Raw genomic sequence first — 21,886 nt, 5'->3', positions numbered from 1 at the left:
CTGCCGTGCCCGTCGGGCGGGTCGGGTCGATCAGCCGCCCGACGCGTGTGCGCGGGAGGCTTCGCCCTGTCCCGCGGAACCGTTCGCCGGGACGCCGAGGTCGTCGTCCTGCTCAAGGGGCGTCTTGCCCGGTTCGCGTCGCAGGGACAGCCCCTCCAGCAACTCGTCACGATTGCTGACCTGGAGCTTGCGGTAGATCCGGGTGAGGTGCTGCTCGACCGTGCTCACCGTGATGTACAGCTTGCGGGCGATCTCCCGGTTGGTGTGGCCCACGGCGGCCAGGGTGGCGACGCGGCGCTCGGCATCACTGAGCGCCGTGGAGGCGTCGTCCTCCTTGACCTCCGTCTCCTCCTTCGCCGACACGAAGGCGTCTCCGGACAGACCCCGCAGGAGTTGCATCGATACGGCGTCCCTGTGGCACAGCTTCGCCTCCTGCACGGCGCGGCGGCCGACGGTGCGGGCCTGCCCGAAGTCCCCGAGCGTGTGGTGAGCCCTGCTGAGGTCGGCCAGGGCCCGTACGAGTTCGAGGCGGTTGCCGGAACTCTGCAGGAGGTCCACGGCCTTCTTCAGCAGCTTCGGACGCTGGCTGATCTCGCTGGCCGCCGCCTGCACCCGGATGGAGATGCCTCGGATGAACGCGCCCTGCGCTCCGGGGCGTTCCATCTGGCGCGCCACCAGCTCCCGGGCCACCTCGGGCCGGGCGAGGCGCAGGTACGCCTCGGCGAGGTCGCTGCGCCACGGCATCAGTATCGGTACGTCGGCCTCCCAGGCCCGGACCTTCTGCCCGCAGGCCTGGAAGTCGCTGAGGGCCACCAGCGCACGGTCGACGGCAAGGTGATGATGTCCTCTGGCCCGCAGGTAGAGGGTGCCGAACGCCGTGTCGAACATGGCTTCGGGGACCAGGTGGTTGAGCAGTTCCGCCGCGCGCTCGTGCCTGCTCAGTGCCGTGTTGACCATCACCAGCGTGCTGATCGGCAGGCCGATCAGCACTCCCCAGCTCTTGGCCTGGAGGCGTCCGAACGCGGCCTCGGCCTGCGCTTCGGCGATGGCCAGGTCCCCCTGGCGCAGGGCGATTTCCGCTCGTACGCTGCCGAGCACCGCCTGCCAGGTGTTGGCCCGGCGCCGCACGGCCTCCTCGATCAGCCCGTCGCACCACATCGCGGCGAGATCGGGGCGGCCCGAGAACTGCAGGGCGAGCAGCGCGAACGCGATGATCTCCAGTGTGGTGTCGTTGAGCCGGCAGCCCTGGAGGATGTATTCGGCGCTGGTGACCGCGGCGTCCTCGGTTTCGCTCTCCAGGACGTTGGTGAGCGTCGCGGTGGCACGCGCCCAGGGGTTGCCGACGGAGCCGCCCAACTCGGGGTGGCCGAGGACCATGCGGCCTCCCTCCTGCGGCGGGATCCGGTTGCCCGGGCCGCACATCGACTGGAAGATCAGGCTCAGCTCCGCGGTGAGCTGCGCGTCGTCCAGGTCTCCCGCCTGGTACAAGATCTTCCGGGCCTCCGTCGCCCCTTCGAAGTCGCCCTGCCAGAGCAGGTAGCGGATGACGTTGACCACGTCGCGGCCCATGAGGTCGCCGCTGCGCACGGCGGCCTGGAGGGCGTCTATGTGCGGCAGGATCGTGGCCGGGTTGATCCGCCAGGCGGCGCGGGCCAGCATCGCCGTGATGGCGACCCGCTCGGCGTCGGTCGTGCAGGCCTCCAGGGCGAGTTCGAGGCACTTGAGCGCGTGTTCGGCGTCATTGCCGGCGAGCGCCTGGGCCGCGGCGTCCCGCAGTACCTCCATGGCCCAGCGGCCGACCGCCCTGTCCGCCGCGATCAGGTGCTTGGCGATCTCCGCGGTGCTGGAGCCGAGCTTGTGCAGCAGTTCGGCGCAGTGTCCGTGGAGCTGCGAGCGGCTCTCCACCTCCAGGCCTTCGAGCACGGCGGCGGCGACGGGGGCGGGGAATCCGGACGCGCCGCGCAGCCCGGACGTACCGAGGATGTCGAGCATCTCTGCGACTTGCTCCGGCATCATCCCCAGCAGCCTGCCGATCAGCGCCGGGGAGGCGTACTCCCCCAGCACCGCCTGCCCCTGGGCGACTTCGAGGAGCGCCGGCTCCCAACGGTGCAGACAGCCGCGGACGGCCTGGCCGAACGCGACGCCGGGCAGCACCTCGGTGAAACCGGACGCCTCGGACCCGTCGGAACGTTCCTGGATGTCCTCGATGAGCGCGCGCAGCAGCATGGGGTTGCCGCCGGTCAACTCGAAGCAGGAGTTGACGAAGGTGTCCGGTACCCCGGACCCGAGTGCGTGTACGAGCAGCTCCCGGACGCCGATGCGCGACAGGGCGTCCAGCCTGATGCGGTGGTGCGGCTGCCGGGTGGTCTCGGCATGGAAGAAGGGTCGGGCCAGCCGGGGCCTGGACCATTCGTTGAGCACCATCAGGACGCCCGCGGAGCGGATCCGTCGCTGGAGGTACAGCAGGACCTGCAGCGAGGCCGAGTCCGCGAAGTGGACGTCGTCGATGCCGATCACCACGGGCCGCTCGACAGCCAGGTCCATGATCAGGGCGCACAGTTCGTGGACTCCCTGGACGTCGCTGTGCCGGAGCTCGTCCGGCTCCGCACCGGCCTCCCCGGGCCCCGAAGCCACCACCGGGACCAGCTCCGACATCTGGGCGGTGACCTCGGCCGGCAGGCCGGCGTGCTGGAACAGCTGGCTGATGACGCCCATCCGCAGGGACTGCTCGGCCTTGGCGCCCGTCGCCCCGAGAACCAAAGCGCCGCTCTCAGCGGCCCGACCTAAGAATGTGTCCAGTAACTCGGTTTTTCCGCTCGCCAGCACCCCACTGACCAGTACAACATTCCCAACCCCGTCATTACATTCATCCAGAAGACCCTCCAGGGTATCCAGAGCACTGACCCGTTCTGCCTCAAAAACTCGCTTTAACGAGATGTTCACTAGGCCCCCCCTCCACCTTCACACCTCAGTGCATTCTCAATGTCTTCTTCTACACCGTCACCAACTCCCCCCGCAGTGACCCAGATCACAAGCCCGGCCGGCAACCCTTGCGCGGCCGAGGCTGCCGCCTTTCCGGCCCCCCTCACTTAGGGGGTCACAGGGGTACCACTAGGGGGAGCACATTGCCTAATTTGTCCATCTTTCCACTTTCACTGCTCCCACCATGGCCGACCGCCGTGAAAACAACTCGAAGGATGAAAGCATCTTGCCGGAATACAATTCCTCACGGAATATCGGAGAAGGGTCGAACGGCAGAGGTCCAAGGAAGCTCCTCGCCGTCAGCGATCTCCACGCCGGTATATCGGAGAACCAAAACCTCGTAGCGGGCCTGCATCCGACGTCCGATGACGACTGGCTGCTTGTCGCAGGTGACGTCGGCGAGATCAGCACGGATATCGAGCGGACGCTCGGGCTCCTGGCAGGGCGTTTCGCCAAGGTCGTCTGGGCGCCGGGCAATCACGAGTTGTGGACGGTCCCGCAGGACCCCCTCCAGCTGCGCGGCGAGCAGCGGTACCGCCACCTCGTGGAGCTCCTGCGGAGCCTGGGCGTGGTGACGCCGGAGGATCCGTATCCCGTCTGGGAAGGCCCTGGCGGACCCTTGACCGTCGCACCGCTCTTCGTCCACTACGATTACAGTTTCCGCACCGACCCGACGCTGACCAAAGAAGAATCCCTGGCCCGCGCGAGTGACGCGGGAATTGTCTGTACGGACGAATACATGCTGCATCCCGAGCCCTATGCCAGCATGGAGGACTGGTGCCGTGAACGGGTCGCGTACAGCGAAAGGCGTCTGGCCGAAGTTGATCCCGGGGCACCTCTTGTCCTGGTGAATCACTATCCGCTGGTACCTGACCCCACCCATGTACTTCATTACTCGGAGTTCGCCCAGTGGTGCGGCACGCAGCTGACCAGCGACTGGCACCGCAGGTATTCCACGGCGGCGGTGGTCTATGGCCATCTCCACATCCCGCGCACCACCTGGTACGACGGCGTGAGATTTGAAGAAGTCTCCATTGGATATCCCCGCGAGTGGCGCGCCCGAGGGCTGGTCCGCGGCACGCTGCGTGAAATATTTCCGAACTGGGAGCAACGGTGATAGAGGAGATCGTGCCCGCGACGGTTGCCTGCGCAGACCGTTTCGACGACGCGGACCCCGTCTCACCGTTCCCTCAGGAGAAGGCGGTGGTCGCCGGCTCCGTGGACGAGCGCCGGCGGTCGTTCCACACCGCGCGGCACTGCGCCAGGATCGCCATGGCCCAACTGGGGGTGCCCGCCGCGCCGGTGCTTCCCGGCGAGCGGGGCGAACCGCTGTGGCCCACCGGCACGGTCGGCAGCATGACCCACTGCGCCGGATACCGCGCGGCGGTGCTCGCCACCGCCGGTGACGTACTCGCCGTCGGCATCGACGCCGAACCGCACCGGCCGCTGCCGGACGGCGTACTGGGCGCCGTGTCCCTGCCCCAGGAGCGCGGGATGCTGGCCGAGCGAGCGGCGCAGCGGCCCGAAATCCACTGGGACCGGCTGCTGTTCAGCGCCAAGGAGTCCGTGTACAAGGTGTGGTTCCCGCTGAACCGCAGCTGGCTCGATTTCGAGCAGGCGGACATCGTCCTGGACCTGGACGGCACGTTCACCGCCCGCCTCCTGGTGCCGGAGGGCCTACGGGTGAACGGCGACCGCGTCGGTCTGCTCTCAGGACGCTGGCTGGTCGGGGCGGGCCTCGGGCTCACCGCCATCACGCTGGAGGCACCGGGGGCGCGGCACACGTACAGGAGCACCGGAGAACCGACACCCGTACCGGACGACCGAGCGCCATGGCGCACGCGCAGAACGACCGAGGTCGTTCCGGCAACCCCTAGCGCCGGAACCGGGGCGCGGAGCGCCCGGGGCGGGGTCGGTCCTCCCCCGAAATAGGGGCCGTCACGGGATTCCGGCCCCCTGACCAGGACCGCAGACTTGCCGCCATGACGCTCGATGCTGCGATCACGCCAGATGCCCGGCCGGTCCCGCAGACGACCGGCAGCGATTTCGCCCGGTTGTCCCGCAGGATCGTCCAGGCCGGTCTCCTCGACCGGCGCCCGCTCTACTACACCGTCCGATTCACCCTCGTCGGCCTCGCCTACCTGGGTGGCTGCGCGGCGTTCGTCGCCCTCGGGGACTCCTGGTCGCAGCTGTTCGTCGCGTCGGTGATGTCCGTGGTGTTCGTTCAGGCCGCGCTGGTCACCCACGATCTGGCCCACCGGCAGGTGTTCAACAAGCGCCGGCCCAGCGAGGTGGGCGGTCTGATCGCGGCCAACTTCTTCGTGGGCATGAGCTACGGCTGGTGGATGAACAAGCACACCCGCCACCACGCCAACCCCAACCACGAGTTGAAGGACCCGGACGTCTCCCCGGACATCCTGGTGTGGTCCGAGCGCCAGGCGAAGGCGGCCACCGGGCTGCCGCGGTTCATGGGCAAGCACCAGTCCCGGCTGTTCTTCCCGCTGCTGACCCTGGAGGGCCTGAACCTCAGCTTCAACAGTTTCAAGGCGCTGCGCAGCCCGACGACGAAGCGCCCGGTCCTCGAAGGCTCCCTGCTCGTCGCGCACTTCGCGCTCTACTTCGGCGGGCTGTTCCTGGTCCTCTCCCCCGGCCTGGCCTTCGCCTTCATGGGCGTCCACCTCGGACTGTTCGGGGTGTTCCTCGGGTCGGTCTTCGCCCCCAACCACAAGGGCATGCCGATGCTCACCGAGGAGCACTCGCTGGACTTCCTGCGCCGCCAGGTCCTCACCTCGCGCAATGTGCGGGGCGGGCCGTTCGTCGACATCGCCATGGGCGGGCTCAACTACCAGATCGAGCACCACCTGTTCCCCAGCATGCCCACCCCGGCCCTGCGGCGGGCCCAGGTCATCACCGAGGCGTACTGCGCGGAACTGGGAATCCCCTACCACCAGACCGGATTGATCGCCTCGCACCGCGAGGCCCTGCGCCACCTGCGCAGCGTCGGCGACCCCCTCCGCGATGCCCGCTGAGCGCCTACGGAATCGACTCGGCGTCCATCGCCCCACTCACCGGCAAGCCGGGACAGGGGTGCGGCGGTCCGTACGCGATGCGGGGCCGCAGGGCCCCGCGTAGGGGATCGCCGCCCGCACTTTAGGGGTGACAAGTCGTGGTGGCTCGGATTCCCCGCCGCCTTCAATGGTCACCCACTCGGGTACCCCGCACAGCGTTGAGGAGCGGTGATGAACTTCCCTGCCATACCGACCGGAGCAAGTGCCTGGGACGCCATGATCGGCGACGGCTTCGCCCAGGCCCTCCAAGAAGGCCTCTCCCGGGCGACCCTGAAGACATCCGCGAAATCGACGACCGCGCGCACCACAGCCCCTCCCGCCGTCACCCCGCCCGCAGTCCCGCCGGCCGCCCTCGTCCCGACCGGCGTCACCCCACCCGCCCCCGCCGCCACGCGCCCTCCGGAACCGCCACCGGGGTTCTCCGACGCGGTGCTGCGCCGCTTCGAGGCGGCCCTGCCGGACGCGGTCGGCCAGGTGCTGCGCCGGGAGAGCGCGATGCTCCGCAACGTCCTGCGCCGGGCCCGCGCCCTCCTCGCGACGGCGCTCACCATCCCCGCCGAACTCCCCGGCCCCGAACAGGCCGGGGACCCGCTGCCGCAGTACCGCACGGCGGCCTCCGTCCTGCTCCTGGAGTGCGTCGTGCTCGAAATGCTGGAGAGCGGCCACTCGGACCCCGATGCGGTACGGGCCCTGAGCGCGACGATCCGCGCGAACGAGGCGGCCGAGGCCGCGCCCCGACCGGCCCCCACCCGCGCCGAACGACTCAGAACCCCCGGCTCACTGCGCAAGCCCGCCGCGGCGTAGCCCGGCCGGCCCGGTCGAGGTAAACGGAGACACCTCGCTGCCCCACCCGCTCACGGATAGCCGCGCACGCGGCTCCGGTGGGGTGCGTCGAGCGTCAGACGGGCGCCACGCCCCGGGCGGCCGAGCGCCGTCTGCCCATCCGTCATCGAGCCAGGTCGGACAGCAGTACGTCGAGTACGGTCTCCTCCTCGATGCGGACGCCCAGTTCCTCGAGCGCACCGGACAACCCCGGTGCCCAGGGAGCTTCGGCCGGTCGCCCGGTGAGGGGCGATCCGCCCGGGTGGGTGAGTGCCGCGGCCCGGTAGTCGGCCGTCGTATAGCGCCAGGGCAGCCACGGGACTCGGCGCAGCAGTCCGGATGCGATGCGCAAGCCTCCCCAGTCGAAGTCTCCGTGATAGTGCAGCGCGGTTCCGCCTTGGTGCAGGTGCCGCAAGAGGGTGACGGCCGCTACCGAAGGCTGTCCCTGGAGGCAGACCAACGGGGCGGAGTCGGCACCGTGGACGTCGGCCGCCGCCGCGAGCACGGTCGGGTTCTCGCAGATCCGGACCGACGGGGTTGAGCTGGCAAGAGGGTTGCGGATGAGCTGCCGCAGGGTCAGGATAGATGGCTCGCCCGCGTCAGCCGCCCAGTCCAGGGCGGGAGTGCCGCGCAGGTTCAGGGTGAGGACGGTCGAGGACAGCTCGTCTCGCAGCAGCCCGGCGGATGCCCAGGCCTCCCGGCGCCATTCGGCGCCCGCGCCATCGGGGAAGCCGGTCAGCGCTCGTATTCCGGCCAGGGTGACGGTTGCCCGGGGGGTGTCGTCGTCAAGAGCGTGGGCAGCGCCCAGGACCCGGGCCGCGAAGGCGGGGAGCGAGACGGGCGGGTCGGCGGGGAGGGCACGCAGGACGGTGACGACCTCGCCGAGGAGGCTGTGCGCGGCGGCAGGTGTGCCCACGAGACGTCGCAACAGACCGTCACCGCGCATACGAACGGTCCACGGGGCGAGGGCCGGGATCTCGTCCGCCATGGCGTCCAGAGGGGCGTACGCCTCGTGCCAGGCCCGGGCATCGGCTACCTTCGCGCTGTCGAGCGCAACGACCGGCCCGGTGAGGGCCGTGACAGCAGCAGCAAGTCCAGCCGGGCTCACGCCGGAACGGCGCAGCACGGCGTCCACGTCGTCGAGCCGGACGGTCAGGGATCGGCCGCTGCCCGGAGAGCGGCCGAGCAGCCGTTCGGCCGCTGCCCGCTGCGCCTGGGTCGGGACACTGAGGGAAATCGGTCCCGTGAGTGACTGCTCGCGCTCCAGGCGCCGGCGTACCCGGTCGACCAGCCAGCTCAGGCCTGGGTCGCCCAAAAGGCGACGCAGGCGGACACTGTCGACGGGCACGCCGTCGGACCTCAGGTCCACAACGGCTCCGATCCGACCGCCTCCACCCGCGTTCCTACAGGCGCATCCGGAGGCCGCACCGGGTCCTCGCCGCGCCGCCGCCTCGTGCCGTCCCATTCCCAGCGGGTGACGAGTACCGCCGCCACCTCGTCGATCCGCGACAGCTGGGCGATGGCGACACCGGGCACCTGCGGGTAGCAGGCCCACTCGCGTTCGCTGGTCATCACCACGTCCAGATCGAACGCGTGGAGCAGTCCGAGGCACTTGGCGCGCGAGTCGTCGTCCACCCCTGCGAACGCCTCGTCGAGGGTGACCAGGCGCGGCGCGTACGGACTGGCCGCGCTGGCGTAGTGCGAGGAGGCCGCGGCGAACAGCGGCACGGACACCGCAAGGACCCGCTCACCGCCCGATGCCGGGCCGGTGGCCGGGACCCACCGACCGTGCTGGTGCCGCTCGACCCCGAATTCGTGCCAGGTGCGGTAGTCGAGTGCGACGGTGAGGTGTTCGAGCCAGCTGCCGGAGGTGTCGTCCGTCTGCTGCCTGGCGATCTGAGTCTGCAGGAACTCGCCCACGGCCGTCCGGTCCTCCGAAGTCCAGGCATCGGCGGACTGCCGCAACCGCTCGCGGGCCGGAAGAAGCCCGGACGGGGCCCTGCGAGAGGCCCGCCAGACGAGCCGCAGCTTCATGCCGGTGGAGGTGGGCCGGTGCTCCAGTTCGGCGTTCATGTCGCGCACCTGCCGTTCGGCGGCCCCGATGAGTTCCTGGAGGGTGCCCGCCACCTCGGTGATCAGGTGGGTTTCGAGGATCTCCCGTTCGTGGGACGAAAGGATGCGGGTGAGTTCGCCGACCTCGGTGCCAAGCGCCTCGGCCAGTTCCGGTACGGCGCGTTCCCTTCCCTGGAAGACGATGTCGACGACCATGCCGTCCTCGACCATCCGGGCGGAGGCGGTATGTCCGTGCCGGGACAGGGTGTCCTGCAGGGTCTTGAGTTCCTCGCTCAGTCGGCGCTGTACACGTTCCCAGGCAGCGTCCGAGTCGTCGACCGCGGACAGGCCCGACTCGATCGCGCGGGCGAACACGATCGCCGGGGTGGCCGCCCAGGGGCCGTCGTCGGCGGCCGGCACGGGGAACTCTGGTACGGCAACGGCGATCAGGCCGGTGGCAGTGAAGCGCTGGAGCCCCGCGATCGCCTCCGCGCGCGCCTCGGACGCGCCCGCGAGGCCCTTTTCCAACTGCTCGATGCGGCCTTCCGCCCTACTCGCGTCCCGGTCCGCCTCGGCGTGTTGCTTTCGGCTGAGCCGCTGATCCGCGTCACAGACGCGCAGAGCCTCGGCCGTCTCGGTGAGTCGCCGTTCGAGTTCGGCGACGGCGGAGCCGACGGTGGAGCGCAGCGTGGTGTGGCGCTCGTCCGCCGAGGCCGCCTCCCGCCCGGCCTCCTCGGCGCGCAGCATGAGTTCGGTGGTCCGCTCTTGTGCCTGCCCGGCCTCTACCCGTTCCTCCTCGGCCTGGCGGGCCGCCTCTCCACGTTCGCGCAGGGTCGGCCACAGGGCGGCCAAGGCCACGGCGAGGGAGTCATGTGCTCTGCGTACTTCGGCTAGTCCGACCCGGTCGTCGGGCAGCCCGAGTTCAGCGGCGGTCCCGGTGAGTTCGGTGGCTGCTGCCTCGGCCCGCTTGGCCGCCTCCAGGAGGTCTGCGGCCCGCTCCTCACCACGTAGGCGGGTCCGACGCACCGAATCGACGGCAGCGGCCACTTGGGCGTGCGCCCGGGCGAGGGGGGTCTCGTCGGGAACCCGGGACAGCTCGGCGTCGATGGTGCGGCGCCGCGCGGCCACGTCATCGGCCTGCGCCCCGACTTCATCGGACTTCTGCTGGAGCAGTCCGAGTTCGCCCCGCAGGACGGCGATACGAGCCCTCCGCGCAGCCTCGCGCGCTCCCTCACCGACGTACTCGGCAGCGGGTTTGGCCCAGCGGCCCGTGAGCGTGCCGACACGGAAGGACCCGTCCGACCCCGTCCAGGTGCCGGCTCCGCCCTCTCCTCCCGCACCGATGGTGCCGAGCAGCCGTGCCACCGTGGCCTCGCCCACCGTTGCCGCACGGGCGTCGCCCGCGTCCACCGCCGGACGCAGCAGTGCGCCGAGCGAGGTTCCGGTCACCGGCGCGGTGTTCGGCGAGAGGAGTACGTCGTGCCCCTCTGAGGTGAGGGTCGAGCCGTCGGGAAGCACCCACGCGTCCAGCAGCCCGGAGGCTTCCAGCGCGGCCTCCAGTCCGGCGCGCTCCTGGTCCGTGAGCTCCTCCCGGAAGTCCACCAGCCGCCACAGCGGTGCGCCGGGCAGTTGGTCACGCAGGCCCGGGGTGCGGGTGTGCGGGGGCTGGGGCCCGCGTCGGCCGCCCGCCTCCAGAGCGGTCAGCTCCTCCCGGACCCGGGCCGTGCGCGCTGCCAGCTCCGCCGCCCGGCGCGCCGCTTCGGCTGCCTGATCGGCCAGCAGTGCCGAGGTCTCGCCGTGGGCCCGTACCGCCCGTGTGCGGGCCGGGTAGGGCCCGTCGAGGTGCCCCGTCCACTCCTGGAGTTCGTCGAGCAGCCCGGTCAGGTCGGGGTAGGCCAGCTCGGTGCAGGCGCGGGCGTGTTCCCGTACGTCGTCCAGCAGGGCCTGCCCGGCCCGTACGGCGTTTTCCTCCGCCAGGCCGTGCGCCGCGGTGGTCTGGTCGAGATCGGCATTCGCCTCGTCGAGGCGGACGGATGCCCGGCGCCGGCCCTCGGCGGCGCGCTCGGCCTTCTCCGCGAGGTCCTCCGCGTGGGCGAGCGCGCGCTTGGCCCGGTCCGTCGCCTCCTCGGTCATCCGTCGCAGTTCGGACTCCGCCGGCCCGTCGTCCCCGGGCAGGTCGATCCGTGCGGCAGCGGCCGCCTCCCGTGCTTGAGCGAGTGTGCTCGCGGCCAGCCCGCCGGCGGCCCGCAGCCGGTTCTCGGCGGCCCCGAGCCGCCCGAGGGCCCGGGTGTGCAGCGCCGCTGCCTGGTCCCGGTCGTCCCGGGCACGGCCCAGGGCCCGCTCCGCGCGTTCCACCGCCTTGGCCGCTTGCTCCAGCTCCCGGGCGCTGCGCATCTCGGGGCCCTCGCGCAAGGCCGCGTCCTGGGCTCGCAGGCGGGCCTCGGCCTCCTCCAGGACCGAGATCCGTTCCTCGGCAGCCGCCCTGTCCTCCTGGGCACGTGTCTGTTGGGCCTGCGCCTCGGCGAGGTCGCGCTGCAGGTGCTCGTAGCGGGAGTGCTCGACGCGCGGGAGACGCGCGCGCCGCCGGGTGGCAATGCGTGCGTAGCGCCGGTAGTGGTCCAGGAAGGCGGTGGCGGCCCGCTCGGCGGCGGAGGCCGCGGCCAGTTCCTCCTTCTCCTCGTCCAGGGACCGGAATGCCTCGGCCACGTCGGCGATGACTGCCTGGTCCATGGGTGGCAGCGCCTCCGTGAGGGCCCGGGACAGAGCTGCCTCGTTGGGGCGCTTGGACAGCTGCGGCTGGCGCAGCTGGATGAGCAGGTCCACCAGTGCGCCGTACCGCTGCTCGCCGAGTCCGAAGAGTGCCTCGTCAATAGCCCTGCGGTAGGTCTTCGCCTGATCGTAGACCAGGCCGTAACCGGCGATGGCCTCGGCGAGCCGGTCCCGGGACAGCGCTGTGCCAGTGGCGTCGAGCAGGCTGAGTGACGTCTCGGCTGCGACAGCGGCGTCCCGGCCGTGGTCGACCCGCTGGGTGGTGAGCGCGTACCAATGGCGTGCGATGCCCCGCCCGCTGACCGCCTTGAGTCCGCAGAGCAGCGTACGGAAATGCTGCTCGCCGCTCGCCTCGTCCAGGCGGCCGAACTCGATCCAGGTGTAGCCGAGCCGCTCGGAGTGCGGATGCTCACCGCCGAGAAGGAGATTCCACTCCATCCGTTTGCCCGGGTCGCCGTCGGGTTCGACGCGGCGTGAGCTGAGGTCTCCGTCGAGCAGGAAGGGCAGGGTCAGGGCGAGCACCTTGGACTTGCCGGTGCCGTTGTTACCCCGCAGGAGCAGGCGACCGTCCTTGAAGTGGAACTCCTCGACGTCGTAGTGGAAGAGGTCGACGAGGCCGATGCGCATCGGTTGCCAACGGGAGCGCAGGGGGGTGGGGAGGCGGGTCACGGCTTGCGGGCCTTTCGCTGCGCGGGCATACGTGCGGTACCTGGTTCGAGTACGACGGTCTCGCCGACCGCGTACCGGGCGAGGGCCGGCCGTGGGGCCACACCGTGAGCCGTACGGGAGACCAGCCCGAGGGCAGCGAGCCGGGCGACGGCCTGTTCCACGAGGTCGGCCTCCATGCCGGGCTCCCGTGCGGACTTGGCCCAGAATCCGCCGTGTTCGGCGGCGAGTTCCCGGACTCTGACCGCCAGCTGTTCGGTGGCGACGGGACCGCCCGCCGCGGCCAGGTGCTCGGCGAGCAGCAGGGTGACGTGACCGTGGGTGCCCTGTTCGGGCATGCGGACGTCGGTGAGGTCGTCGTCGGGGTCGACCATCGCGATGCCCTCGGCGCGCACCTCGGGGACCAGTCCGGTCAGCTCGGTGATGCGGGCGGTGAGGAAGCCTCGCTGGCGGGTGAGGTAGCCGAGCTCGGCGTCGGTCAGCTCGTCGTAATAGAGCACGGGGTCGTCCAGCAGCCTGCGGGTCAGTGACCGTCGCATCGCGCGGAAGCGCAGTTCGTCGCTGTCCAGCGCGGTCTCGGCCACGAGTTCGGCCAACCGGTCCCCGAGAGCCTGCGCGTGCACGGTGGAGGGCCCGCGGCGCGCGGCGAGCAGCCCGGCCAGCACGCGCCGTTCCACGTCGTACAGGACGTCGCCCGCTCCGCTGACGTACGCGTCCTCGTCGCCGGCCACGCGCCGCAGCACGCCGAGTCCGAGCAGGAGCCGTACGACGGCGGCGAGGTCGAGGCGCTCGTCCCGGCGGTCCAGGGTGAACTGGATGCCCACTCGAACGAGGTGGGGGTCCGCGGCGTCGAGCACGACCTGGTCGGCGAGGCGGCCGAGCGCGATCTGGGCCTCGCCGCGTTCGAGGGCGGCGAGGGCGAGACAGAGAAGGACGTAGCGCCGCCGCGTGAACGGGGAGGCCGCGCGGGTCGCCTCGCGCGCGGGGTGCGTCGGGTCGCTGAGGACTCCCGGTATCTTCCGCAGGCGGGCGGCCTCGGCATCCGTCTGGAGCGACCATCCGGTATTGCGGTCGAACCACTCACGCAGTTCGGAGGCGTGTCGCCGGACGAGACGGAACTCGTCGGCGTACCGGCCATGAGCCAGCAAGAGAGGCTGCTTGAGCAGGGCACGAGCAGCCTTGCGGAAGTCGGCTGCGTGTTGGCCGTCGAGCACCTCGGCGAGCGGAGTACTCGTCATCGGTCGCCGGCTCCGTCCGTCAGGTCGATGATCTCGATGAGGTGGTCGGGACCGCTGAAGACGCCGCCCGGCGTTCGGATCTCCGCCGTGCCGCCGTCGGCCAGCGCGGTGAGCCGGATCTCCATGGAGCCGTCGTTGCTGGTGGCAACGGTGTGGCGCATACCGGGCCTCCAGGTGGCCAGCGCGTCGCCGAGCAGTTGGAGGAACAGCCCGAAGGAGGCGGGATCGAGTTCACCGATTCCGGAGAGCCGGGTGATTCCGTCGGTGACGAGCCGGGCGCGCGCCGCCGCGGTTTCGGCGGCCTGCTTGGCGGCCACCTCGGCGAGTCCGCGGCGCCGCTCCTCCCGGTCCTCGACCTTGCGGGGTTTGCCGCGGCGCTCGTAGCTGCCGGTGCGGCGCAGCTGGGGGCTGATCCGCAGCGGCTCGGCTTCGGCCCACGGCGTGGATGCGGGCACGGGCCGCGCCGCACGGGTGGCCAGCGTCTCGGCGTCGACGGTGAGGTGGCGGGCGGGGTACAGCCCGAAGGCGGTGCGCCACAGCTGATGGCGGGCGTCGTCGTCGGGGGCCTCGGCGAACCAGCGGGCGAGGGTACGGAAGTCGGCGGACCGGTCGGAGCGCCCGGCCCTGCGCTCGTTCAGCGCCCGTACGACGGCCAGCAACTGCGGAATCGCCCCGAGCGCCCGGCCACGCAGCAGCCGGGCCTGCGACTCACGCCCGTCCCGGCTGATGAACCAGGCCGCGAGGCCGGCCCAGCGCCCAGCCCACCGTTCGTACGCCTCCTTCTCCGCGTGCTCGACCTCCTCCGGCGAGGCATCGGCCGCCTCACGGGCCGCGGCGGCCCGCAGCAGCGGCCCGATACTCCCCCCTTCCTCCAACTCCAGGATCAGGCGGGCGATGCGCCCACCGAGGGTGATCAGGTCCTGGATGAACCGCTCCAGGTACTGGATGAGCCGGTCCTTGTAGGCAAGGAAGACCTCCTCTTCCACATCGTGGAGGTCGATGGTCCGCTGCAAGGACCCCATGAAGGCGCGGGCGTTGTCGGCGAGCGCGGCAAACCGGCTGGCCAGCGCGTCAAGCGCCAGATGCGTTTTGGCCTGATCCGGCCGCTCCTCGGCCGCCAGCACGAGCAGGGCCCGCAACTGGGTCACGATGTCGTGCAGGGCGACGGCCTGCAGCGCCCCGCGCCGCCCGAGCGCCTCGTCGTAGACGCCCAGCGCCTCTTCGGCCGCTTCCCCGGCCCGGGTGAGCTGATAGATGAACCGCTTGCGGTAGAAATCCTCGACGGCGGTGACCCGCGCGGTATCGGGATCGGCGCGCAGATTCCCCCAACCGACTAGGCTGTCCAGCGCCTTCACCACGGCGTCGAGCTCGCCATGCCGCGCCTCGGCCGGCAGGGCGGCGTGCACGTCCTCCGGACGCAGATGGACGGCGAACCGCTCCTTGGCGACGACGAACGCCCGCATCACCTGCCGGTAGAGGCTCGTGTTCTGCACGGTGAGGTGGGCAAAGGGGCTGTAGCCGTCGGGGCGAGGTTCGGGGCCGGTGGTCGTGACGCTCATCGCGGCCATTGTCCCGCAGCGGACGGAGCGGACGACAGGGACGAAAGCACTTGGCTGATTCGCGATGCAGTCGGTGACCTCCCGGCCCCCGACCGGGCCGCACGTCGGACGTCGTCGATACCCTTGGCCGGCCGCGCACCCAGTCGTCGTCTGACCGTGCACACCCACTCGCGCACAGAACCGCGACCATCTTGCCCACCTGAGCCGCCCTACGCGCGCGCCACACCTGTTGACCATGTCAACGGATCTGTGTAACCCTCAGCGATAGTCATTGGTATACGCTCCATCCGGAATGTATCCATCTGGCGCGTGACGGGTGAAACACGGGGAGGGGCAGTGACCCTGGAGACGGTGGACACGCGGTTCCGGATCACGGAATTCGTCGGGCGCGGGAACATGGGCGAGGTACACCGAGCCGAAGATCTTCATGCTGCCCCCGACTCCCCGCACAGGGAGGTCGCGATCAAGACAGTGCTGCGTGGGCGGACCGGGATCGCAGTCGACACCTCGGGGTCCAACACGGAGATCGACCGCTTCCGCCGCGAAGTGCGGATCATGCGCATGCTCTCCCACGGCCACCCGAACCTCACCCGTCTCATCGACGGTGGCGTCGACGAGACGCCGGGCGGCAGTGGTCTGCCCTACCTGGCCATGGAACTGCTGGACGGTCACCCGCTCGCCGATCTCATCGACGAGGAACCCCAGCTCCCGGTCTCCTGGGTCTGCGCCATCGGGGCGCAGATCGCCGCCGGTCTCACCGCCGCTCACACCGCCGGAGTCGTCCACCGCGATCTGAAGCCGGCCAATGTGATGCTGACCGGCGACGGCACCGTCAAGATCCTCGACTTCGGCATGGGCTCGATCGTCGACGACCCCGACCAGACGCGGCTGACGAGTACGGGCGTCAGCGTGGGCACGGCCCGCTACATGGCGCCGGAGCAGTTCCGGGCCGAACGCGTCTCCGGCCTCGCCGACCTCTACGCGCTCGGCTGCATCCTGTACGAACTCCTCATCGGGCAGCCGCCCTTCTCGGCGCGAACCCCGTACGAACTCTCCGAGCAGCACCAGCACGACCGACCGCCGATCCTGACCCTGGTACGTCCGGACCTCCCCGCAGAGCTGGTCCGCCTGGTGGACCGGCTGCTGGAGAAGGACTCCGAGCTGCGGCCCGAGAACGCCGCCCTGCTCCGTGACGTGCTGGTCCCGCTGGCGTTCGCGCCGGACGACACGGCCGCCCTGCTGGCTCCGCACTGGCAGGTGATGGATCCGGTGAAGCGGCTGCGCTCCCTGCTTCCCGAACGTGCCCCGGCAGCGCCCGTGCCCGTACCGCGCAGGCAGCCGCGGCTGCCCGAGACGATGGACGTCTTCGGCATCCACTCGGAGCTGATCAACGAGTACGAAAGCTTCACCAAGAGCGCGACGGTGATCCGGGACCCCCGTATCGAGGGCTTCGTCAAGGACGACCTGGCAAAGAAGTCCCAGTGGCCGGACCCGTGGTTGTCCTTGAATCCGTTCTTCGCGGACGGCGGGCAGGTCACGGATCTCGTCCGGGACGGCGTGCTGCACCCCCGGTGCGTCGAGATCTTCCAGGCGGGAAAGAAGGAGGGCGCGCGGCGTCCGGACGGCCGGCCGCTCACCTTCCACCTGCACCAGCGGCAGGCGATCGAGGCCGCCCAGGCCGGCGACTCCTACGTGCTGACCACGGGTACCGGTTCCGGCAAGTCCCTGTCGTACATCGTCCCGATCGTGGACCGCGTCCTCAAGGAGCGCGAGACGGCGGGCCCCCAAGCGGGGAACCGGGTCCGCGCGATCGTCGTGTACCCGATGAACGCCCTGGCCAACTCGCAGCTCATGGAGCTAGAGAAGTACCTGCGCCACGGCTTCGGCGCGGGCCACGAGCCGGTCACCTTCGCCCGCTACACCGGGCAGGAGTCCGACGAACAGCGCCGGGAGCTGCGCAAGAACCCTCCGGACATCCTGCTGACGAACTACGTGATGCTGGAGCTGATGCTGACCCGGCCGGACGACCGGTCGAGTCTCATCCGCATGGCGGACGGGCTGCAGTTCCTCGTCTTCGACGAGCTCCACACCTACCGGGGACGGCAGGGCGCCGACGTGGCGTTCCTGATCCGCAGGGTCCGCGAGGCATGCCGTGCCTCCGCCACCCTGCAGTGCATCGGCACCTCCGCGACAATGTCCACCGAGGGCTCCTGGGAGGACCAGCAGCGCGAGGTGGCCAAGGTCGCCGGACGGCTGTTCGGGACGACCCTGCTGCCGAAGCGCGTCATCGGAGAGACCCTCGTCCGGGCGACCGAGGAAGCTCCGGCGATCGTGCCCGCCGAACGCCTGCGGGTACCGGCAGCCCCTCTCTCGTACGAGGCTCTGACGAAGGACTCGCTGGCCCGCTGGCTGGAGTCGCGGTTCGGTCTGGAGCGCGAGAAGGAAACCGGGCGGCTGCGCCGTTGTGCCCCCGGGACCGTCGAGGCCGCGGCCGTCGATCTGGCCGACGAGTCCGGGGTATCCGAGGAGAAGGTCTGCGAGGCGATCCGCACCACGCTGGAGGCAGGCTCGCGGGCGAAGCACCCGGTGACGGAACGCCCCCTGTTTGCCTTCCGGTTGCACCAGTTCCTCTCCAAGGGCGACACCGTCTACACGACGCTGCAGGATCCGCTCAGCAGGCCGCTCACCCGTACGTACCAGCTGGAGCAACCGAACAGCGGCGGCATGCCGCTCTTCCCGCTGGCGTTCTGCCGGGAGTGCGGCCAGGAGTACCTGACCGTCTGGCGCACCGAGGACCAGGGTTCGTTCCGGTACGAGCCGCGCCGGGACACGTCCGCCTCGGGCGGCCGTGACGGCGAGGGATATCTGTACCTCGGCATCCCCGGCGAGGACTACGAATGGCCGGCGGATCCTCAGACGGCCGTGGACGACCGGCGGTTGCCGGAGTCGTGGCTGGAGCCCGACGCGCAGGGTGCGACCGTCGTCAAGAAGTCGTACCGCCCTCGGGTTCCCAAGCGCGTCATCGTGGATCCTTTCGGGAACGAGTCGGGAGATGGTCTGACGGCCGCGTTCGTCCCGGCGCCGTTCCTGTTCTGCGTGCACTGCCAGGTTTCCTACGAGCAGACGCGCGGCCGGGATTTCGCCAAGCTGGCCACGCTGGACCAGGAGGGCCGCTCCTCGGCCACCTCCCTGATCTCGGCGTCGATCGTCAAGTCCCTTCGGGCCGTACCCGAGGACAGTCTGGGCAAGGAGGCGCGCAAGCTCCTCACCTTCGTCGACAACCGCCAGGACGCCTCGCTCCAGGCCGGACACTTCAACGACTTCGCGCAGGTGACCCAGTTGCGCGGAGCCCTCTACGAGGCCGCCCTGCGGGCAGGTGAGGAAGGGCTGCACCACGACGACCTCGCCGAGGCGGTAACCGCCGTGATGGGGTTGTCGACGCGCGAGTACACCGGAGGGGCGTCCCTGGCCCCGTCGATGGAGCGCCGGGCGGCGAAGGCCTTCCGGGACGTCGTCGGGTACCGGCTCTACCGGGACCTGGAGCGCGGCTGGCGCATCACGATGCCGAACCTCGAACAGACCGGGCTGCTGAGGATCGACTACGAGGACCTGGCCTGGATCGCCGCGCAGCCGGACCGCTGGGAGTCCGCGCACGCGGAACTCCGCAACGCCGACCCCGCCCTGCGGGAGGAGGTCGCCCGGACGCTGCTCGACCACATGCGCCGGGCTCTCGCCATCGACGTCCAGTACTTCCGCGACGACTTCGACGCCCTGCAACGGGCGAGCGAGGAGCGCCTGACCGGTCCGTGGGTGCTCAGCGAGGGCGACCGGCCCGCGGTCGGCACCGCCTACCCGTACGGTTCGCGCCCGGGCATGGAGCGCACCGCTCTCTTCCTCTCCGCCCGGGGCAAGTTCGGCAAGTACCTCCGCCGGAACATGCCCGAGCTGCGCGAACTCCCTCCCGAGGACGTCCAGGGCATCATCGAGGACCTGTTGAAGGTGCTGCTCGCGGCGGAACTGGTCCGTGAGGTGGACGCGACGCCCGAGCGCTCCGGACCGGCATTCCGCCGCGCGGCCGCACAGAAGCGGACCGGATACCGGGTGTCGGCCGCGGCCCTCGTCTGGCGTGCGGGGAACGGCGAGCGCGGCGCGGTCGACCCGCTGGCCCGTACCTACAGCCAGGGCGAGGGACCCCGCGTCAACCCCTTCTTCCGCGACCTCTACCAGACGGCGGCGGCCGAGCTGGCAGGGCTGTTCGCCCGGGAGCACACCGCGCAGGTCACACCGGAGGACCGGCTGGAGCGCGAGCGGCAGTTCCGCAGCGCCGAGCTCCCGCTGCTGTACTGCTCGCCAACGATGGAGCTGGGCGTGGACATCTCCTCGCTCAACGCCGTCCTGATGCGCAACGTACCGCCCACGCCCGCGAATTACGCGCAGCGTTCGGGCCGGGCGGGCCGTTCCGGTCAGCCCGCGCTGGTGGCCACGTACTGCGCCACCGGCAACAGCCACGACCAGTACTACTTCCGCCGTTCCGAGAAGATGGTGGCCGGGCAGGTGACGCCGCCGCGTCTCGAGCTGGCCAATGAGGACCTGGTCCGCTCCCATCTGCAGGGCATCTGGCTGGCCGAGACCGGCATGAAGCTGGGGACCGCGATCCCGGACGTCGTCGATGTCGCCTATGACCCCGATGCCGGCGACCGGCCCGATCCGCAGATGGCGCTGCCGCTCGTCGACGGAATCTGCGACCTGTCGCTGGACGAGGGGGCTCGCCGCCGCGCCGCAACAGCAGCCCGTACCGTCCTCAACCCGCTGATCAATGATCTCGCCGCCACCACGTGGTGGTACGACGAGTGGATCGAGGACCGGATCGAGCGCGCCCCGCAGCGGTTCGACGAAGCCTTCAACCGCTGGCGCGAGCTGTTCCGGGCGGCTGTCATCGACCAGTACGAGCAGAACAGGCGCGTCGTCGACCACACCCTGTCGCAGGGCGAGCAGAGCCGGGCGCGTACCCGCCGCCGCGAGGCCGAGACGCAGACGAACCTGCTGCTGAACCGCTCGTCCGACAACAAGTCGGTGATGAGCGACTTCAACCCGTACCGGTACCTGGCGTCCGAGGGGTTCCTGCCCGGCTACAGCTTCCCGCGGCTGCCGCTGGCCGCGTACATTCCGCGCTCCGGCAACCGCCGCAACGCCGACGGCGACTATCTGCAGCGTCCCCGTTTCCTCGCGATCCGCGAGTTCGGCCCCGGGGCGCTCATCTACCACGAGGGTGCCCGCTACCAGGTCACCCGCGTTCAGTTGCCGCCGGACGCCTCGGGCGATCTGGCGACGGCGGAGGCGCGACGCTGCGACGGCTGCGGCTACCACTACGCGGTCAAGGTCGGCGCCGACGTCTGCGACATGTGCGCCGAGCCGCTGAGGAGCAAGCGGACCGGACTGCTGCACCTGCACACCGTGTACACCACGCCGCGCGAGCGGATCTCCTCGGACGAGGAGGAGCGCCGCCGGGCCGGTTTCCGGCTGGAGACCTCGTACGCCTTCCAGGAGCACGGCGCCCGCAAGGGACGTCTCACCTCACATGTCACCGACGTGGAAGGAGCACCCGTCCTCGACCTGGACTACGGCGATTCGGCGACCGTCCGCATCACCAATCTCGGCCGGGTCCGCGACAAGGAAGGCGAGCCGGACGGCTACTGGCTCGATCTGGGCGACGGCCGCTGGCTCAACGACCGGGCCGCCGCGGACGCCATCGAGGGGACCGGTATGCCGGTGGTCGACGAGGACGGGAACGAGAAGCGCCGCAAGCGGCGTGTCCTGCCCTACGTGGAGGACCGTCGCAACATCCTCGTGGTCACCCTCGACGAGCCGCAGCCCGAGCCGGTGGCCCTGTCGGTCATGTACGCGTTGGAACGGGGCATCGAGGCGGCGTTCGAGCTGGAGGACTCCGAGCTCACCGCCGAGCTGCTGCCTCCGGACGACGGTCCGCGGCGGCGCATCCTCTTCATGGAGGCGACCGAGGGCGGCGCCGGTGTGCTGCGGCGCATCCAGCACGACAAGGGCGCCCTCGCGAGGGCGGCCCGGACCGCCCTGGAGATCTGCCACTTCGACCCGGTGACCGGCAAGGACGAGGCCGAGGACGAAGACGGGCATTCGACCGACGAGCAGTGCGCCCGCGGCTGCTACGTCTGTCTGCTCAGCTACGCGAACCAGACCCACCACCGTCGGCTGAGCCGGCACAGCGCCAAACCGCTGCTCATGCGGCTGGCCAGTGCCCACACCGAGCGGGAGGACCGGGGCGAGTCGCGCAGCGAGCAATTCCGCAGGCTCGCGCCGGTGGCCGACGTCTCACGCGACGCGCAGCCGTCCACGGCGCCGACGCCGACGCCGCTGGAGGCCGATCTGGGGGCACTGGTCGCCGGCGGCGACCTGCTCGGCTGGCTTCGGGCCAAGGGCTACCGGCTGCCCGACGAGGTCGAGGTCTTCGTCCCGGAGGCGGGGGCCCGCCCGGACCTCGTCTTCCGGCTGGACGGCGCCACCCTCGCCGTGTTCGTCGACGGACCCGGCCGTACGGCCGACTCGATGCGCGACATCGAGGCCGGCTACCGCCTGGAGGACGCCGGCTGGGACGTCCTGCGGTTCCCCACGGACGCGGACTGGGACGCCATCACCGGGCACAACGCCGACTATTTCCACCTCCGTTGACCTACCCTCCCCAGACCTTCCTTTCTCG

The 21,886-nt window shown here is 70.6% G+C and carries 10 protein-coding genes; 5 read left to right on the top strand and 5 right to left on the bottom strand.

Features of this window, described 5'->3' with window-relative positions; all coding sequences use genetic code 11:
• Positions 1-30: 30 nt before the first annotated feature.
• Positions 31-2,943, bottom strand: coding sequence for an AAA family ATPase (locus tag ACIQK6_RS22835; RefSeq protein WP_402695345.1), 2,913 nt, complete (start codon positions 2,941-2,943; stop codon positions 31-33).
• Between the two features lie 223 nt (positions 2,944-3,166).
• Between ACIQK6_RS22835 and ACIQK6_RS22830 the strand changes: the two genes are divergently transcribed.
• The 4 genes from ACIQK6_RS22830 to ACIQK6_RS22815 all read left to right on the top strand — a co-directional run bounded on the left by ACIQK6_RS22830 (position 3,167) and on the right by ACIQK6_RS22815 (position 6,854).
• Entirely contained in the window at positions 3,167-4,099 is a 933-nt protein-coding gene (locus tag ACIQK6_RS22830; protein ID WP_329098515.1) for a metallophosphoesterase, read from the top strand.
• Positions 4,096-4,914, top strand: a complete 819-nt coding sequence (locus ACIQK6_RS22825) for a 4'-phosphopantetheinyl transferase superfamily protein (RefSeq protein WP_329098517.1) — start codon at positions 4,096-4,098, stop codon at positions 4,912-4,914. The genes ACIQK6_RS22830 and ACIQK6_RS22825 overlap by 4 nt, the downstream gene beginning before the upstream one ends.
• A 50-nt stretch (positions 4,915-4,964) precedes the next feature.
• Positions 4,965-6,011: an acyl-CoA desaturase gene (locus tag ACIQK6_RS22820; RefSeq protein ID WP_329098519.1), complete on the top strand. Its 1,047-nt coding sequence runs from the start codon at positions 4,965-4,967 to the stop codon at positions 6,009-6,011.
• Between the two features lie 210 nt (positions 6,012-6,221).
• Complete coding sequence (locus ACIQK6_RS22815; protein WP_402695344.1) at positions 6,222-6,854, top strand: hypothetical protein; 633 nt, start codon at positions 6,222-6,224, stop codon at positions 6,852-6,854.
• A 142-nt stretch (positions 6,855-6,996) separates the two neighbouring features.
• Here the strand turns inward: ACIQK6_RS22815 and ACIQK6_RS22810 are convergent, their stop codons facing one another.
• Genes ACIQK6_RS22810 through ACIQK6_RS22795 form a run of 4 tightly spaced genes read right to left on the bottom strand, consistent with a single transcriptional unit; the run spans position 6,997 to position 15,156 of the window.
• Positions 6,997-8,220, bottom strand: coding sequence for a TIGR02679 family protein (locus tag ACIQK6_RS22810; RefSeq protein ID WP_402695343.1), 1,224 nt, complete (start codon positions 8,218-8,220; stop codon positions 6,997-6,999).
• Positions 8,221-8,231: 11 nt separating this feature from the next.
• The gene (locus tag ACIQK6_RS22805) at positions 8,232-12,362 is read right to left on the bottom strand and encodes a TIGR02680 family protein (protein ID WP_402695342.1); all 4,131 of its coding nucleotides are present in this window, start codon (positions 12,360-12,362) and stop codon (positions 8,232-8,234) included.
• On the bottom strand, positions 12,359-13,597 hold the full coding sequence (locus ACIQK6_RS22800) for a TIGR02678 family protein (protein ID WP_402695341.1): 1,239 nt from the start codon (positions 13,595-13,597) through the stop codon (positions 12,359-12,361). The genes ACIQK6_RS22805 and ACIQK6_RS22800 overlap by 4 nt, the downstream gene beginning before the upstream one ends.
• Positions 13,594-15,156 (bottom strand): TIGR02677 family protein, encoded by a 1,563-nt coding sequence (locus tag ACIQK6_RS22795; RefSeq protein WP_402695340.1) that lies wholly within the window; start codon positions 15,154-15,156, stop codon positions 13,594-13,596. The genes ACIQK6_RS22800 and ACIQK6_RS22795 overlap by 4 nt, the downstream gene beginning before the upstream one ends.
• Before the next feature lie 336 nt (positions 15,157-15,492).
• Between ACIQK6_RS22795 and ACIQK6_RS22790 the strand changes: the two genes are divergently transcribed.
• Positions 15,493-21,858, top strand: a complete 6,366-nt coding sequence (locus ACIQK6_RS22790; RefSeq protein WP_402695339.1) for a protein kinase — start codon at positions 15,493-15,495, stop codon at positions 21,856-21,858.
• Positions 21,859-21,886 lie beyond the last annotated feature (28 nt).

The sequence above is a fragment of the Streptomyces sp. NPDC091682 genome (assembly GCF_044756625.1).
Classification (GTDB): domain Bacteria; phylum Actinomycetota; class Actinomycetes; order Streptomycetales; family Streptomycetaceae; genus Streptomyces.
This window is presented reverse-complemented; position numbering and strand designations above follow the sequence as displayed.

Coding starts and splice junctions, on each gene's coding strand:
- ACIQK6_RS22830 (WP_329098515.1), top strand. CDS start 3,167: ATGGCCGACCGCCGTGAAAACAACTCGAAGGATGAAAGCATCTTGCCG.
- ACIQK6_RS22820 (WP_329098519.1), top strand. CDS start 4,965: ATGACGCTCGATGCTGCGATCACGCCAGATGCCCGGCCGGTCCCGCAG.
- ACIQK6_RS22815 (WP_402695344.1), top strand. CDS start 6,222: ATGAACTTCCCTGCCATACCGACCGGAGCAAGTGCCTGGGACGCCATG.
- ACIQK6_RS22800 (WP_402695341.1), bottom strand. CDS start 13,597: ATGACGAGTACTCCGCTCGCCGAGGTGCTCGACGGCCAACACGCAGCC.
- ACIQK6_RS22795 (WP_402695340.1), bottom strand. CDS start 15,156: ATGAGCGTCACGACCACCGGCCCCGAACCTCGCCCCGACGGCTACAGC.